Source organism: uncultured Microbacterium sp., from assembly GCF_945952435.1.
Taxonomy (GTDB): domain Bacteria; phylum Actinomycetota; class Actinomycetes; order Actinomycetales; family Microbacteriaceae; genus Microbacterium.
On the sequence record NZ_CAMFHZ010000032.1, the window covers coordinates 1 to 15007 of the forward strand.

15 protein-coding genes and 1 tRNA gene are annotated in these 15007 nt (G+C 70.6%); 7 read left to right on the forward strand and 9 right to left on the reverse strand.

What is annotated here, in order from left to right:
- Window positions 1–61 precede the first annotated feature (61 nt).
- From Q0P88_RS13690 to Q0P88_RS13710, 5 genes are all read right to left on the reverse strand, one after another.
- Window positions 62–135, reverse strand: a tRNA-Arg gene (locus tag Q0P88_RS13690).
- Window positions 136–165: 30 nt separating this feature from the next.
- Complete coding sequence (locus Q0P88_RS13695; RefSeq protein ID WP_295014106.1) at window positions 166–663, reverse strand: HNH endonuclease; 498 nt, start codon at window positions 661–663, stop codon at window positions 166–168.
- Between the two features lie 296 nt (window positions 664–959).
- The gene (locus Q0P88_RS13700) at window positions 960–1796 is read right to left on the reverse strand and encodes a M23 family metallopeptidase (RefSeq protein WP_295014108.1); all 837 of its coding nucleotides are present in this window, start codon (window positions 1794–1796) and stop codon (window positions 960–962) included.
- 219 nt (window positions 1797–2015) lie between these two features.
- Window positions 2016–2888: a M23 family metallopeptidase gene (locus tag Q0P88_RS13705; protein ID WP_295014110.1), complete on the reverse strand. Its 873-nt coding sequence runs from the start codon at window positions 2886–2888 to the stop codon at window positions 2016–2018.
- A 187-nt stretch (window positions 2889–3075) separates the two neighbouring features.
- The gene (locus Q0P88_RS13710) at window positions 3076–3768 is read right to left on the reverse strand and encodes a metal-dependent transcriptional regulator (protein WP_295014112.1); all 693 of its coding nucleotides are present in this window, start codon (window positions 3766–3768) and stop codon (window positions 3076–3078) included.
- A gap of 169 nt (window positions 3769–3937) precedes the next feature.
- On the opposite strand from Q0P88_RS13710, the gene serC reads away from it, so the two are divergent.
- Window positions 3938–5044 carry a phosphoserine transaminase gene (serC, locus tag Q0P88_RS13715; RefSeq protein ID WP_295014114.1) on the forward strand — a complete coding sequence of 369 codons (1107 nt, stop codon included), beginning with the start codon at window positions 3938–3940 and terminating at the stop codon, window positions 5042–5044.
- A 97-nt stretch (window positions 5045–5141) separates the two neighbouring features.
- Here serC and Q0P88_RS13720 read toward each other — a convergent pair whose 3' ends face one another.
- Window positions 5142–5777 carry a DUF3027 domain-containing protein gene (locus tag Q0P88_RS13720; RefSeq protein WP_295014116.1) on the reverse strand — a complete coding sequence of 212 codons (636 nt, stop codon included), beginning with the start codon at window positions 5775–5777 and terminating at the stop codon, window positions 5142–5144.
- On the reverse strand, window positions 5770–6150 hold the full coding sequence (locus Q0P88_RS13725) for a cold-shock protein (protein ID WP_295014117.1): 381 nt from the start codon (window positions 6148–6150) through the stop codon (window positions 5770–5772). The genes Q0P88_RS13720 and Q0P88_RS13725 overlap by 8 nt, the downstream gene beginning before the upstream one ends.
- A 114-nt stretch (window positions 6151–6264) precedes the next feature.
- Here Q0P88_RS13725 and Q0P88_RS13730 point away from each other — a divergent pair, with 114 nt between their 5' ends.
- From Q0P88_RS13730 to Q0P88_RS13740, 3 genes are read left to right on the forward strand one after another with little or no spacing between them, the layout of a single operon-like run.
- A complete protein-coding gene (locus Q0P88_RS13730; protein WP_295014119.1) occupies window positions 6265–6540 on the forward strand; it encodes a multidrug ABC transporter ATPase in 276 nt (91 codons plus the stop codon).
- 19 nt (window positions 6541–6559) lie between these two features.
- A complete protein-coding gene (locus Q0P88_RS13735; RefSeq protein WP_295014121.1) occupies window positions 6560–8287 on the forward strand; it encodes a helicase-associated domain-containing protein in 1728 nt (575 codons plus the stop codon).
- Window positions 8288–8345: 58 nt separating this feature from the next.
- On the forward strand, window positions 8346–9989 hold the full coding sequence (locus Q0P88_RS13740; RefSeq protein WP_295014123.1) for a DNA repair helicase XPB: 1644 nt from the start codon (window positions 8346–8348) through the stop codon (window positions 9987–9989).
- 9 nt (window positions 9990–9998) lie between these two features.
- On the opposite strand, the gene Q0P88_RS13745 is transcribed toward Q0P88_RS13740, so the two are convergent.
- Window positions 9999–10592 carry an NADPH-dependent FMN reductase gene (locus Q0P88_RS13745; protein ID WP_295014125.1) on the reverse strand — a complete coding sequence of 198 codons (594 nt, stop codon included), beginning with the start codon at window positions 10590–10592 and terminating at the stop codon, window positions 9999–10001.
- Between the two features lie 88 nt (window positions 10593–10680).
- Here Q0P88_RS13745 and Q0P88_RS13750 point away from each other — a divergent pair, with 88 nt between their 5' ends.
- From Q0P88_RS13750 to Q0P88_RS13760, 3 genes are all read left to right on the forward strand, one after another.
- A complete protein-coding gene (locus Q0P88_RS13750; protein ID WP_045273479.1) occupies window positions 10681–11373 on the forward strand; it encodes a response regulator transcription factor in 693 nt (230 codons plus the stop codon).
- A 3-nt stretch (window positions 11374–11376) separates the two neighbouring features.
- Window positions 11377–13089 (forward strand): cell wall metabolism sensor histidine kinase WalK, encoded by a 1713-nt coding sequence (locus Q0P88_RS13755; protein WP_295014129.1) that lies wholly within the window; start codon window positions 11377–11379, stop codon window positions 13087–13089.
- 158 nt (window positions 13090–13247) lie between these two features.
- A complete protein-coding gene (locus Q0P88_RS13760; protein ID WP_295014131.1) occupies window positions 13248–13535 on the forward strand; it encodes a WXG100 family type VII secretion target in 288 nt (95 codons plus the stop codon).
- Between the two features lie 73 nt (window positions 13536–13608).
- Here the strand turns inward: Q0P88_RS13760 and groL are convergent.
- A partial coding sequence (gene groL, locus Q0P88_RS13765; protein ID WP_295014915.1) for a chaperonin GroEL occupies window positions 13609–15007 on the reverse strand: 1399 nt, incomplete at its 5' end.

The following is a 15007-nucleotide window of genomic DNA, read 5'->3' on the forward strand; positions in this document are numbered from 1 at the left end:
CCGCCTGTCGCGCGGTGTAGAGAACGGGAGGGCCGCCCGCTGGGCGACCCTCCCGTTCTCGTGCCCTCGACAGGATTCGAACCTGCGACCTGCCCTTTAGGAGAGGGCCGCTCTATCCGACTGAGCTACGAAGGCGCCCGTCCAGTCTAACGATCCGGCGCCCCGTCACGCCGCCATCGCGAGGTACGGCTCCCAGCTGGGTTCGTTGCGCTCGGATCCGCGCACGGTCCACCCCGTCCCCCGCGGCGGCGCCGGAGTGAGGCGCAGCTCCCACCCCATCTCCTGCGGGGTCCGATCGCTCTTGAGGTTGTTGCACCGCAGGCAGCACGCGACGAGGTTCTCCCACGAGTTCTTGCCGCCGCGCGAACGGGGCATCACGTGGTCGATCGTGGACGCGGTCTTGCCGCAGTAGCCGCACCGATTGCCGTCCCGGCGCAGCACGCCCCGCCGGGTGACCGGTGCGTGGCGCGTTCTCGGCACCCGTACGTAGCGGCTGAGCACGATGACTGCGGGGCGGTCGTAGCGTCCGCTCGTGGCCCAGACCGGATCCCCCTCGTCGCAGGCGACGATCGAGGCCTTCTCGTTCATCACGAGCACCAGCGCGCGTCGGAACGACACGATCGCGAGCGGCTCATAGCCCGCGTTGAGCACCAGAGTACGCATGCAGCATCCCTTCGATACGACCGGGACGGCTTCCCGGTTCTCTCGACCGTGCGCAGGCGGTGGGCTCGCAGGGATGACGAAAGGCGCTGCCCCTAGGGACAGCGCCTTTCCCGCACGGCCGGACCGTGCACATCCTGCGGGCAATGCCGAAGAACGAGGCGACCGAGTGCATCCGTGGTTCGGATGGCTGGTATTCGCTCCATCGAGTTCCTCCGCCCTTGCGACGACGGACTCAGGCTAACCCATCGGGGGAGGGCGACGGGCCGAACATCCGGTGAACGATGCGGCGCGTCGCGTCAGATCACGTTGGCCTGCAGCCAGGCGAGGGGGTCGATCTCCGTGCCGTTCACGAGCACCTCGAAATGCAGGCAGGATCCGGAGACCCAGCCGGTCGCGCCGACCTCTCCGAGGTACTGCCCTGCGCTCACGCACTGGCCGACGCCGACAGCCCGGTAGCTCATGTGACCGTAGAGCGTGGAGATCGCGCTCCCCCCGCTGAGTCCGGGGTGCGAGAGCTGCACGGTCTCGCCGTAGCCGCCGTAGCTGGACTGGGAGATCTCGACGCAGCCGTCGGTGATCGCGTAGATGGGCGTGCCGACGGGCGCCGCGAAGTCCTGACCCATGTGGCTGCGTCCGCTGCGCGCCGCACCGAAGCCGTCGGTCAGGGTGTAGGACCCGGCGACCATCGGGTAGATGACCTGGCCGGGCTTGGCGATCGTCGCCATCGTGGCGTGCACGGAGGCGGTCATCGCCTGCGACGACGCCTCGGACGCGGCCTTGGCCGCGGCGGCCGCCGCCGCGTCGTCATCCTTCTTCTTCTGGATCTCCTGCGGCGTGGTGGCGGTGAACGAGTCGCGGGCACCGGTCCCGGTCGACGCGACGCCGGATGCCACGACGATCGACTGCGCGTTGCCCGCCGCGAGCTGCTGCGCGGTCTTCGCACTGGCCGCGGTCACGGGGGCGCCGTTGGCGAACGCGGGAAGAGCGATCGCGGCGACCAGCATGCCGACGACGCCGAGGATCACGGCCGAGCGGATGGAGCGGACGGCTCCCCAGGTCGAGCGGGTGGGCGGTGCGGCGGTGCGTGCGGGGACGGGTGCGTTCTTCTCGGTCGGTTCGAGTTCAGCAGTCACAGGGTTCTCCGGGCCGGGCGGATGCCCGCTCGTCCAGGTGTCTTTCGGTGCAGGGCGTTCGGGCACGACCTGCGCGAGGCGACCGCGGCGGTGACGAGCAGGGCATCCGCTGCGGCGATCGTCGACGGTTTCTCGACGACGACGTTTCGACGTTACCCGATCGTGACGTGCCTGTCACGCCCTGAACCTGGGCATCCCCCGGGTGCTGCCGACGACGGATCAGCCGGCGTTCGCGATGAGCCAGGGCTCGGGATCCATCACCGACCCGCTGATGCGGACCTCGAAGTGCAGATGCGACCCGTAGGAGTTGCCCGTGTTGCCGACCTGACCGATCAACTGCCCCGGCACGACCGTGTCGCCCTCCTGGACCATCCTGCTGCCGTAGACCATGTGCCCGTAGCGCGTCTGCACCGCGGTGCCGTTGAGTTCGCTCATGATGATGATGCAGACGCCGTAGCCGCCGATGCTCTCGGCGGAGCCCACGACGGTGCCGCCGATCGCGGCGTAGATCGGGGTGCCCTGCGGGGCGAGCATGTCCCAGCCCTCGTGGCCGCGGCCGGAACCCGGTCCCTCGCCGCCCGTGTAGCTCCCGGCGGGAAGCGGATAGCGGACCGCGCCGGATCCGGGAGCCACCAGCGCGTAACCGGTCGGCGCCTGGGCGCTGGCCGGGCGTGCGGCGGCAGAAGCGGCGGCCTTCGCCGCCTCCGCGGCGCGCGCGGCCGCGGCGGCTTCGGCCTTGCGCGTCTGGATCTCGTCCGGCGTCGTCGCCGTGAACGTGCTCCGTTCCGCGCTGACCTCCGACGCCTCCGAGGCGACGACGAGAGATTGCGCGTTGTCCGCGGCGAGCTGCTCCGCGGTCGCCGGAGCGGGTGCGGCCGTTCCCCGCGCCGAGGCGAACGCCGGCAGCGCGATCGCCGCGACGAGCGTGCCCACCGCGCTGAGGATCGCAACGGATCGGATGGAGCGGACCGCCCGACCCGAACCACGACTGCCCGAACGGGTCGCTGCGGGCGGGATGCTCGGGGGGCCGTCGGTGCGGCCCTTCGAGTGCGGTGCGAGCACGGCGTCCTCCTGCGGCCTCGACGCACTCATCGGCGCCATCCGTCGTTCGGGTACGGCCCGCACGGGAACGGGCGCTGGACTCCCCGCGGCGGCGACGGATCGGTGAGGCGAGCGCCGCGGAGGCCGCCGGCCTTCCGCGCCGACGACCTTCTCGACGCTACCGGAGAGTCACGCCGCTGTCACCGTCGTGACCGGTACCGCGGTCCCCGAACCGCACTCAGGCGACGAGGAAGATGTGGGACGCCAGCTCGACGGGGAGCTCCAGCCCCTCGTCCTGACCGTCGACCTCGATGAGCACGTAGCCCTCGTTGAAGCGGAACCGGCCCCGCGCACCGGGCACGACGCCCGCTCCGCGGAGCTGTTCGAGCAGCTCGGGATCCACCTGCGCGGGCTCGGCGAGACGGCGCACAGTTCCTTCGGCAGGGGTCCCCACGGTGTTCATGTGCTCGACGAGGCCGATCACGCCCTCGTCGAACGTGCGCGACGGTGCTCCCCCCAGCTGGTCCAGACCCGGGATCGGATTGCCGTAGGGCGACTCGGTCGGGTGGCCGAGGAGCTCGACGAGGCGACGCTCGACCTGCTCGCTCATCACGTGCTCCCAGCGGCAGGCCTCCTCGTGCACGTAGGCCCAGTCGAGGCCGATCACGTCCGAGAGCAGCCGCTCCGCGAGACGGTGCTTGCGCATCACGTCGACGGCCTTGCGGCGCCCGGCGTCGGTGAGCTCGAGGTGGCGGTCCTCGGAGACGACGACGAGACCGTCGCGCTCCATTCGCCCGACCGTCTGCGACACCGTCGGACCTGAGTGCCCGAGACGCTCGGAGATGCGTGCGCGCAGGGGCACGATGTTCTCCTCCTCGAGTTCGAGGATGGTGCGGAGGTACATCTCCGTGGTGTCGATCAGATCGGTCATCGATTCCCCTGCTTCGTCCGGCGCCGCGACGCTCTGTTAGGCAAGCCTACCTTCCGCCGGGGACACGGGATCGCGCCGATCCATGACGCCCTCCCCCTCCCGGCGGAAGCGGGAGTCACGCGGTGTCACGCGGTCCGGGGCGCCGCCGTCCGAACTCTAGAATCGGGGCATGGCGATCGAGATTCCCCGCGAACTTCTGCCCGTCGACGGCCGCTTCGGCTGCGGTCCGTCCAAGATCCGTGCCGAACAGGTCTCCGCCCTGGCGGCGGTCGGAACGAGCCTGCTGGGCACCTCGCACCGCCAGGCACCGGTGAAGAACCTCGTGCGGAGCGTTCGCGAGGGACTCGCCGACCTCTTCCGCCTTCCCGAGGGGTACGAGATCGTCCTCGGCAACGGCGGCTCGACCGCGTTCTGGGACGCGGCGGCGTTCGGGCTCATCGAGAACCGCGCGCAGAACCTCGTGTCCGGCGAGTTCGGCGGGAAGTTCGCCAAGGCGGCCGCCGCGCCGTGGCTGCAGGCGCCGGACGTCCGCACCGCCGAGCCGGGCAGCCGCGCCGCCGCGGAGGTCGTCGACGGCGTCGACGTCTACGCGTGGCCGCATAACGAGACCTCCACCGGCGTCGTCTCGCCGGTCCGTCGCGTTCGCGCCGAGGGCGCGCTCACCGTCGTCGACGCGACGAGCGCCGCCGGCGGCATCGACGTGGACATCGCGGAGACCGACGTGTACTACTTCGCCCCGCAGAAGAACCTCGGCTCCGACGGCGGACTGTGGTTCGCCGCCGTGTCCCCCGCCGCGATCGAACGGATCGAGCGGATCGCCGGCTCCGGCCGCTACATCCCCGAGTTCCTCAGCCTCAAGAACGCGGTCGACAACTCCCGCCTCGAGCAGACGCTGAACACCCCCGCGCTCGCGACGCTGCACCTGCTCGACTCGCAGCTGGCGTGGATCAACGGCAACGGCGGCCTGGCGTGGGCCGCCGCCCGCACGGACGAGTCCTCGCAGGAGATCTACCGTTGGGCCGAGGCCTCCGCCGTCGCGACGCCGTTCGTCGCGGACGCGTCGGACCGCTCGCCCGTCGTCGCGACGATCGACTTCGACGAGTCGGTGGACGCGTCGGCCGTCGCCAAGACGCTCCGCGCGAACGGCATCGTCGACACCGAGCCGTATCGCAAGCTCGGGCGCAACCAGCTGCGGATCGCGACGTTCGTCTCGATCGAGCCCGAGGATGTGCGCCAGCTGATCCGTTCGATCGACTACGTGCTCGAGAACAGCTGATCCCGTAACGCAGAGGGGCGCCGTCCGGCCGGACGGCGCCCCTCTGCGTTCTGCGGCACGACGTTCTGCGGCACGAGATCGCCCTGCCGCGCGGGTGTCATTCCTCTTCGTCGGCCTCTTCTTCGGAGGGCTCGTCCTCGTCGGACTCGTCCGCGTCGTCCACGGAGTCGTCGAGCTCGTCGATGTCGACACCGTCCACGTCCCCGGCATGCAGGCGCGGAGCCACGTCGTCCTCGTCGACCTCGGCATCCTCGTCGTCGAGATCGTCGGTATCGTCGTCGCCGTCGAGGACCGGATCGTCCTCGTCCTCCGCGGGGTCCGCGGATCCGCTGCGTTCGGCCTCCGCGGCGAGCTCGGCCTGATGCGCACGGTACTCCGCCAAGCGCTCGGCCCACGGCACCCAGTCCGGCGCGCGCAACGCCCCCGCCCCGGGGAGGAGCTCCGCCTCCAGCACGGTCGGCTCCTCGTCGCCGACCTGCGCGACGGTCACGGTCCAGTACCAGCCGGGATAGCCGGCGAGACGGTTCTCGAACCGCAGCGAGAGGACGCCGTCCGCCTCGGGCAGATATCCGGCGGCCGGGCCCACGGTCGCCGCGGGCGTGATCTCGTGCAGCGCCGCGAGCGCCAGGTCGCGCGCGTCGAGAAGACGCTCGCTCACGACGGGAGCGGCCTCGACGGACGCGATCTGCGCGGTCTGCTCGGCGGCGGCCTCGTCGGGGCCGTCCTCAGGCATCGAAGTCCTCGGCCACGTTGCGCAGCACCGCCGCGATCTTGCGGCCGTGGCTGGAGGAGGGGTAGCGGCCTCGGCGCAGATCCCCGCCGATGCCGTCGAGGAGCTTCACCAGATCCTCGACGATCACGGCCATGTCGTCCGCGGGCTTGCGCTTCGCCTTCGCGAGGCTCGCCGGGGCCTCCAGGACGCGCACGGAGAGCGCCTGCAGCCCGCGCTTGCCGTCGGCGACGCCGAACTCGACGCGGGACCCGGCCTTGACCGAGGCGCCGGCGGGGAGGGACGTGGCGTGCAGGAAGACGTCCTGGCCGTCATCCGTGGTGATGAAGCCGAACCCCTTCTCGTCGTCGTAGAACCTGACCTTGCCGGTGGGCATGGGAGAACCTCGCTGCTTTGTCGGGAGGGCGGATCCGGGGGACCCGCTCTGGCTGGATGCGGATGCCCCGCACCCCTCCAGCCTACCGGCCCCGGAGCGGGTAGGCTGGGACGGATGAGCACCCCGCCGCCCGCCGACGAGCCTCCGATCCGCGCGATCGACCGCTTCCTGACGTTCGGCGCACTCGCTCTCGCCGCGGTCTCCGTGATCTGCTTCTTCGTGATCATCATCGGCACGGCCGTCGGGATGAAGCAGCAGGACTTCACGCACGGCGCCTGGCCGATCGTGGGCGTCTTCCCGTTCTGGGGTCTGCCGATCGCCTTCGTCATGATCATCGTCCTGCTCGTGATGAGCTTCGTGCGGAGAGGCCGCGCGGCTCGGCGCTCCTGACGCCGAGAGCCGTCGTGCCATGAGCACCCACGCGCGTCTGATCGCGGAGGCGCTGTCAGCGCGCGCGGACGTCGATCTCGCTCAGTTGTTCGACCGTCGCGAGGTCCGCCCCGACGTGCCCTGGGACGACTTCTTCGATGCCGCCGAGGGGCTGCTCGACGCGGCGTCGTTGGGTCGGATCCTGCCCCGGCTCACGCGCGCCGAGGCGGCGGCGCTCTCGCGCGCGGCCCGCGGCGAGGATCCGGGCGACCCCGCGGCGTCCCTCGAGGCGCTGGCGCTGCTCTCGCCGAGCGGATCCGTCCCGCCCCCGGTCGCCACCGCCGTGGCCGCGAGAGAGGACGTGTCGGACGACGCGGGGACGTCCGCGCCTGCGCCCGCCGACGCGGACGTCTCTGCCCGCGCCGCCGAGCGCGCCTTCACCTCGGTGGCCACCCTGGCGGATGCGCTCCTGCTCGCCGAGGAGACGCCGCTCACGCTGCTCGCGGGCGGCACGGTCGGCCTGTCCGAGCGTCGCAGGCTCATCGAGCGCGGGCTGCCGGACGATGCCGCGCTGCTCGACGACCTGCTGACGCTCGGCGCGGCCGCCGGCCTGCTGCGTCCCACCGACCGCTCCCTGCGTCTCTCGCCTGAGGGCGCCGCCTGGCTCCGCCTTCCCGGGCCGCGGCGCTGGTCCGCGCTCGTCGAGGGCTTCCGCGCCGCCCTGCCGGCGGCGCTGCGCACCGAGGCCGGCGGATGGATCCCCATCGCCGGCTGGGCCGGCGAGCACCCCTGGGATCCGTCCTGGCCCGCGCGCGCCGAGGGTCTCCTCCGCGAGGCCCGGCTCCTCGGGCTCGTGGCCGACACGGGCGAGGAGACGCCCTGGGCGACCGCCGCACGCCGCGGCGAGAGTCCCGATCCGGCCGCGCTCGCCGGATTCGTGCCGGCGGAGGTCGACCGCATCTTCCTGCAGAACGACCTCACCGCGATCGCGCCGGGTCCGCTCCTCCCCGCGCTCGACCTGCGCCTACGCGGCATGGCGGCCCGCGAGTCCGCGAGTCAGGCCTCCTCGTACCGGTTCACCGCCGACACGCTCAGCGGGGCGCTGTCGGCCGGGGAGACCGCCGAGGGGATCACCGCGTTCCTCGAAGGGATCTCCCTCACCGGCGTTCCCCAGCCGCTGCGCTACCTGCTCGCGCAGAGCGCCGCGCGGCACGGGCAGGTCCGTGTCTCCACCGACGCCGACTCGGGCCGGACGCGCGTCCGCGCCGACGATCCGCACCTGCTGCAGGCCATCGGCATCGACCAGGCGCTGCGCCCCCTGGGACTCGTCCGCGAGGAGGACTCCCTGACCACCCGGGTGAACCGGGACACCGTGTTCTGGGCCCTGAGCGACGAGCACTACCCGGCCGCTCTCGTGGACCGCGACGGCGGCGTGGAGCGCCCGTTGCGCACCCTGGCCGATCCGGCTCCTGTCCTGCGCCCCGCCACCGAAAGCTACGCGACGCTCATCGCCCGCCTCCGCGACGCCCGGGGCGTCGATGCCGAGACCGCATGGCTCGAGCGCGAGCTCGAGCACGCGGCCAAGCAGCGGGCCGTGATCGCCGTGGAGGTCGCGATGCCCGACGGCTCCTCCCGTGAGCTCGTGCTCGAGGTCACCGGCTTCGGCGGCGGCCGCCTCCGGGGGCGCGACCGCGCGGGGGATGTCGAGCGCACGCTCCCGATCCGTTCGATCCGTGCGACGCGTCCGGTCGGGGCCTCCCCGGAGTGATCCGGCTCGGAGGACGGGAAGGCCCGCGCCCGCGCCGCGACCGGTAGACTGTTCCGCTATGTCTGATGGCCCGCTGATCGTCCAGAGCGACCGCACCGTGCTGCTCGAGGTCGCGCACGCCGACGCCGAGAGCGCCCGGCACGAGCTCGCGATCTTCGCCGAGCTGGAGCGCGCCCCCGAGCACATCCACACGTACCGGATCACCCGGCTCGGGCTGTGGAACGCCCGGGCGGCGGGGCACACCGCCGACGACATGCTCGACACCCTGGACCGCTGGTCGCGCTTCCCCGTGCCGCCCTCGGTCTCAGTGGACATCCGCGAGACCGTGAACCGCTACGGACGGCTCGTGATCGAACGCGACGACGAGGGCGTGCTCATCCTGCGCTCCACCGACCCCGCCGTGCTCACGCAGGTCGCCGGGAACAAGAGGATCCAGCCGCTGCTCATCGGCCATCCCGCCCCGGACACCTACGTCGTCGACGCCTGGGCGCGAGGCCAGATCAAGCAGGAGCTGCTGAAGATCGGCTGGCCCGCGGAGGACCTCGCCGGGTACACGCCCGGGACCCCGCACGAGATCACGCTCGCCGAGGACGGCTGGGAGATGCGGCCGTATCAGCGTCAGGCCGTCGAGGCCTACGCGAAGGACGGGTCCGGCGTCGTCGTGCTCCCCTGCGGCGCGGGGAAGACGATCGTCGGGGCCGGCGCCATGGCGGCGACGAAGACCACGACGCTCATCCTCGTCACCAACGCGGTGTCCGCACGGCAGTGGCGGGACGAGCTGCTCAAGCGCACCAGCCTCACGGCCGAGGAGATCGGCGAGTACTCCGGTCAGGTGAAGGAGGTCAAGCCGGTCACGATCGCGACGTACCAGATCCTCACGGCGAAGCGGAAGGGCCAGTACGCGCACCTCTCGCTGCTCGACGAGATGGACTGGGGTCTCGTGGTCTACGACGAGGTCCACCTGCTGCCCGCACCGGTGTTCAAGCTCACCGCGGACCTGCAGGCGCGGCGTCGGATCGGCCTCACCGCGACGCTCGTGCGCGAGGACGGCCGGGAGGGCGACGTGTTCAGCCTGATCGGGCCGAAGCGCTTCGACGCGCCGTGGAAGCAGATCGAGGCGCAGGGCTTCATCTCCCCTGCGGCCTGTTATGAGGTCCGTGTCGACCTCCCGCCGGACGAGCGTCTGGAGTATGCGGCCGCGACCGACGACGAGCGCTACCGCCTCGCCGCGTCCGCCCCCGCCAAGATCACCGCCGTCCGCGAGCTGATCGCGAAGCACCCGGGTGAGCGGATCCTGGTGATCGGGCAGTACCTGGACCAGCTCGAGGAGCTCTCCGAGGCGCTGAATGCCCCGTCGATCACCGGGGCGACGCCGGTCGACGAACGCGAGGAGCTGTACCGGCAGTTCCGCGAGGGCGAGATCGAGCTGCTCGTCGTGTCGAAGGTCGCGAACTTCTCGATCGACCTCCCCGAGGCCTCGGTCGCGATCCAGGTCTCCGGATCCTTCGGCTCCCGCCAGGAGGAGGCGCAGCGGCTCGGACGGCTGCTGCGGCCCAAGCAGTCGGGACACACCGCCAGCTTCTACACCCTCGTCGCCCGCGACACGGTCGATCAGGACTACGCGCAGAACCGGCAGCGCTTCCTCGCGGAGCAGGGATACAGCTACACGATCATGGACGCCGACGAGCTCGAAGCTGCCTGAGCGCCGCGCTCAGGTCTGCGGGATGACCGTCAGCACGCGCGCGGTGTACTCCGCGAACGCCTGCATGAAGTGGCGCAGGAACTCCTCCACGCCCGGCGTCGTGACACGTCCGTCGTCGTCGATCAGCCCCGGGGAGTAGTGGATGTAGGCCTCGGGAGAGGTCATCTGCCGCGCGTTCAGGAAGCCCAGCGTCGCCCGAAGGGACTGCTGCCCCACCGCCGTGCCGATCGCGCCCATCGACGCGCCGATCACGCCCGTCGGCTTATGCGCCCAGACGTTCTGCCCCCAGGGCCGACTCCCCCAGTCGATCGCGTTCTTCAGCGGACCGGGCAGCGAGCGATTGTATTCCGGTGTCACGAAGAGAAGAGCATCCGCCTCGGCGACCGAAGCCTTGAACTCCAGAGCGACCGGCGGATAGTCCGCGTCGAAGTCGCGGTTGTAGAGCGGCAGGTCCGCGTAGTCGATCTCGAAGAACTCGAACCCGTCCGGAGCCAGATGCGTCAGCGCGTTCGCGAGACGCCGGTTGATGGATTCGCGCGACAGACTCCCGATGATGACGCCGACGCGGTACGGACCCTCGTGCTCGATGATGTCGATCTTCATGGCACAACTCTGCCCCTGCCTCCCCCGCATATCCAGGGGAATCGCACGCAATCAGCCCGAACACGGATCGGGTCACCATAATGGGGGCATGACTGAAGCGCGCATCCTGGTCGTCGACGACGAACCCAACATCCGCGACGTCCTCTCCACGGGCCTGAGCTTCGCCGGGTTCTCGGTGAAGACCGTCGCCAACGGGGCAGCCACGATTTCCGCGGTGCTGGAGGAGGAGCCCGACCTCATCATCCTCGACGTCATGCTGCCCGACATGAACGGCTTCAGCGTCACCAAGCGACTGCGCGGGGCCGGTTTCACGGCCCCGATCCTGTTCCTGACGGCCAAGGACGACACCGAGGACAAGATCGAGGGCCTGAACGCCGGGGGCGACGACTACGTCACCAAGCCGTTCGCGCTCGACGAGATCGTCGCCCGCGCCCAGGCGATCCTGCGTCGCACGATGCAGGCGGACGAGGAATCCGTCATCCGCGCCGGCGAGCTGTCCATGGATCAGGACACGCACGACGTGTTCGTCGGCTCGAGCCCGATCGAACTCAGCCCCACCGAGTTCAAGCTGTTGCGCTACCTCATGCTCAACCCGAACCGCGTGCTGTCGAAGGCGCAGATCCTCGACCACGTGTGGGAGTACGACTTCAACGGAGACGCCGGCATCGTGGAGAGCTACATCTCCTATCTCCGCCGCAAGATCGACCCGCACACCGAGGAGCCGGTCATCCAGACCAAGCGCGGCTTCGGCTACATGCTCAAGGTGGGGAAGTCCGCGTAGGGGATGGCCAGCAAGCCTGACGCGATCACGCGCTGGTGGCGCCGGATCAGCCTTCGGGCCAAGGTCACCGGCGTCACCGTCGGCGTGCTCGCGCTGGGACTGATCGTCACCGGTATCGGCACCATGCCGATCCTGCGCAACCTCCTCATCAACAACGTCGAGTCGCAGCTGCCGACCCTCGTCACGAGCGACCTCGCCACGATCACCCCGGCCTCCGACGGCTTCACGGTGACGCTGAAGGACGAGACCCTGCGTCTGTCCGACTACTTCGTCGCGATCTACAGCACGGACGGGCGCTTGATGTTCTCCGGAGGAGGCGGCGAGAAGGCGGCCAAGCCCGACTTCCCGCACAGCTACCCCCTCGCTCAGGCGACCGTCGACGCCGAGCGCACCGAGGCGAAGGTGTTCAGCGGCCCTGACGGGTCCGAGTTCCGTGCCGCCGTCGCGGTCCGCGAGGATCCCAAGACGAACATCACCTACACGCAGGTCGTCGCGCTGTCCCTCACCGAGGTTGACCGCATCATCGCGACGTTCTTCGGCGTCTTCATCACCGTGGCGCTCGTCACGATCGTGGTCGCGGCGCTGCTCACCCGCGGGCTCGTCACTCTCACGTTCCGGCGTCTCGGCCGGGTGGAGTCCACGGCGATGGCGATCGCCGCGGGGGACTTCAGCCAGCGCCTCACCGACCTCGAGCCGACCACCGAGGTGGGCAGGCTCAACGGCGCGATCAACACGATGCTCGATCGGGTGGACGCCTCCCTGGCGCAGCGCGACCGCACCGTGCAGCAGATGCGGCGGTTCATCGGCGACGCGAGCCACGAGCTGCGCACCCCTCTGGTGAGCGTCCGCGGCTATGCGGAGCTCTACCGGATGGGCGCGATCAAGGGCGACGAGGACACCGCGCGGGCCATGGACCGGATCGAGAAGGAGGCCCTGAGGATGGGCGTCCTCGTCGAGGATCTGCTCGCGCTCGCACGCCTGGACGAGCAGCGCGAGCTGACGATCGAGCCGCTCGACCTGCGTCCGCTCGCCCAGGACGCCGCGCTCGACTTGCGCGCGGCGGCGCCGCAGCGCCCCGTCTCCGTCGTCGACCTGACGGCCGAGGCGTCGCCGGCCCCTGGCCCCGCCCCTCAGGCGTCCGCCGAGCCGATCACGACCTCGAACCCCGTTTCCCGCCCCGCCGCCGTCCGTGGTCGCATCCCCGCGATCCTGCGCCGCCGTCCCCGCGAGGAGCCCGCGGTCCCCACGATCGACTTCTCCGAGGCGGTCGTCGTCCCCGTCTCGACGCCTCCGATCGTGCTCGGCGAGGAGAACAAGGTCCGCCAGGTGATCGCGAACCTGCTCGGCAATGCGCGCCGCTTCTCCCCCGCAGACTCCCCCATCGAGGTCGTCGTCGGCGCCGACCGGAACCGCGGGGTGGGCTGGTTCTCGATCGTCGATCACGGCGAGGGCGTTCCCGAGCAGATCAGGGACCAGATCTTCCAGCGGTTCTGGCGCGCTGACTCGTCGCGCACCAGGGACACGGGCGGTGCCGGTCTCGGACTCGCGATCGTCGCCTCGATCGTGCGGGCCTTCCACGGCTCGGTGCACGTCACCGAGACCCCCGGGGGCGGCGCCACGTTCACGGTGTCGCTGCCGCTCGCCCCGTCCCGCTCGACACCGGAGCACCTCCTCCAGGACACGCAGCCGATCGAGCCGCTCGACCTTTCACGCTGAGGCCGCGGGAACCGTAGGGCCGCTGGGCGCCCGTCGTCGTTCTCCCCGCACAGCCTCCCTGGACGAGCGGATCTGCACGGGTTGCGTCGTGCGGCGCCTCCGCGCATCTGCGGATCCCTACCGTCGAGGACACAGATCCCTCGACGAAAGGAACAGACATGTCCGTCTTCACGGTCGACACCGAAGCGGTGTTCCGCACCACGGCCGCCGTGCGCGGCACGACCGAGCGCATCCAGACCGAGGTGGCCACGCTGATGGGCCAGCTCACCGGCCTGCAGTCCTCGTGGACGGGCACCGCGGCGCTCGCGTGTCAGAACGCCACGGAGCAGTGGCGGGGTGCGTCCGCGCACGTGGAGCAGGCGCTCGCCGCCATCGGGCAGGCCCTCGACGCCGCCGGTCAGCAGTACGCGCAGGCCGAGGACTACTCTGCCTCGCTGTTCCGCTGACCCCCGGGACGCTCCGGACGCGGAGAAGGCCCTCCGGACGGATCCGGAGGGCCTTCTCGCAGGGGTTCTGGACTCAGAAGTCCATGCCGCCGGACGGGTCGGCGGGCATGGCCGCCGCCTTCTCCGGCTTGTCGGCGACGACGGCCTCGGTGGTCAGGAACAGACCGGCGATCGACGCGGCGTTCTGCAGCGCGGAGCGGGTGACCTTGGCCGGGTCGATGATGCCCGCCGAGAACATGTCGACGTACTCGCCCGTGGCCGCGTTGAGGCCCTGACCCGAGGGGAGCTCGGAGACCTTGTGGGCCACGACGCCCGGCTCGAGGCCGGCGTTGAGGGCGATCTGCTTCAGCGGGGCCTCGATCGCGACGCGCACGATGTTCGCGCCGGTCGCCTCGTCGCCGTCCAGCGACAGTGCCTCAAGGGCCTTGTTGCCGGACTGGATCAGAGCGACGCCACCACCGGGGACGATGCCCTCCTCCACGGCCGCCTTCGCGTTGCGCACGGCGTCCTCGATGCGGTGCTTGCGCTCCTTGAGCTCGACCTCGGTGGCCGCGCCCGCCTTGATGACGGCGACGCCGCCGGCGAGCTTCGCGAGGCGCTCCTGGAGCTTCTCGCGGTCGTAGTCCGAGTCGGTGTTGTCGATCTCGCGACGGATCTGCTGGACGCGACCCTGGATCGCCTCCTCCTCGCCGCCGCCCTGGACGATGGTGGTCTCGTCCTTGGTGATGATGACCTTGCGCGCGGTGCCGAGCATGTCGAGGGTGGCGTTCTCCAGCTTGAGACCGACCTCCTCCGAGATGACCTGGCCGCCGGTGAGGATCGCGATGTCCTGCAGCATGGCCTTGCGGCGATCGCCGAAGCCGGGAGCCTTGACGGCGACCGACTTGAAGATGCCGCGGATCTTGTTGAGCACGAGCGTGGCGAGCGCCTCGCCCTCGACGTCCTCGGCGATGATGAGCAGCTGCTTGCCCGACTGGATCACCGGGTCGACGACCGGGAGCAGATCCTTGATGTTCGAGACCTTGCTGTTGACGAGCAGGATGTAGGGATCCTCGAAGACGGCCTCCTGGCGATCGGCGTCGGTGACGAAGTACGCCGACAGGTAGCCCTTGTCGAAGCGCATGCCCTCGGTCAGCTCGAGCTCGGTGCCGAAGGTGTTGGACTCCTCGACGGTGACCACGCCCTCCTTGCCGACCTTGTCGATCGCCTCGGCGATCAGCTTGCCGATCTGCTCGTCGGCCGCCGAGATGGAAGCGGTCGCAGCGATCTCGTCGGTGGTCTCGATCTCCTTGGCGTTCTCGAGGAGCTTGGCGGTCACTGCGGCGACGGCCTTCTCGATGCCCTTCTTGATCGCGATCGGATCGCTGCCGGCCGCGACGTTGCGCAGGCCCTCGCGCACGAGCGCCTGAGCGAGCACGGTCGCGGTGGTGGAGCCGTCGCCCGCGCCGTCGTCGGTCATCTCTGTCACCCCC

Excerpts from the sequence above, each read along its gene's own strand:
- Q0P88_RS13755 (WP_295014129.1), top strand. The coding sequence starts at position 11,377 with ATGGCCAGCAAGCCTGACGCGATCACGCGCTGGTGGCGCCGGATCAGC.
- Q0P88_RS13725 (WP_295014117.1), bottom strand. The coding sequence starts at position 6,150 with ATGCCCACCGGCAAGGTCAGGTTCTACGACGACGAGAAGGGGTTCGGC.
- serC (WP_295014114.1), top strand. The coding sequence starts at position 3,938 with ATGGCGATCGAGATTCCCCGCGAACTTCTGCCCGTCGACGGCCGCTTC.
- Q0P88_RS13745 (WP_295014125.1), bottom strand. The coding sequence starts at position 10,592 with ATGAAGATCGACATCATCGAGCACGAGGGTCCGTACCGCGTCGGCGTC.
- Q0P88_RS13695 (WP_295014106.1), bottom strand. The coding sequence starts at position 663 with ATGCGTACTCTGGTGCTCAACGCGGGCTATGAGCCGCTCGCGATCGTG.
- Q0P88_RS13710 (WP_295014112.1), bottom strand. The coding sequence starts at position 3,768 with ATGACCGATCTGATCGACACCACGGAGATGTACCTCCGCACCATCCTC.
- Q0P88_RS13750 (WP_045273479.1), top strand. The coding sequence starts at position 10,681 with ATGACTGAAGCGCGCATCCTGGTCGTCGACGACGAACCCAACATCCGC.
- Q0P88_RS13705 (WP_295014110.1), bottom strand. The coding sequence starts at position 2,888 with ATGAGTGCGTCGAGGCCGCAGGAGGACGCCGTGCTCGCACCGCACTCG.
- Q0P88_RS13740 (WP_295014123.1), top strand. The coding sequence starts at position 8,346 with ATGTCTGATGGCCCGCTGATCGTCCAGAGCGACCGCACCGTGCTGCTC.
- Q0P88_RS13730 (WP_295014119.1), top strand. The coding sequence starts at position 6,265 with ATGAGCACCCCGCCGCCCGCCGACGAGCCTCCGATCCGCGCGATCGAC.
- Q0P88_RS13760 (WP_295014131.1), top strand. The coding sequence starts at position 13,248 with ATGTCCGTCTTCACGGTCGACACCGAAGCGGTGTTCCGCACCACGGCC.
- Q0P88_RS13735 (WP_295014121.1), top strand. The coding sequence starts at position 6,560 with ATGAGCACCCACGCGCGTCTGATCGCGGAGGCGCTGTCAGCGCGCGCG.
- Q0P88_RS13720 (WP_295014116.1), bottom strand. The coding sequence starts at position 5,777 with ATGCCTGAGGACGGCCCCGACGAGGCCGCCGCCGAGCAGACCGCGCAG.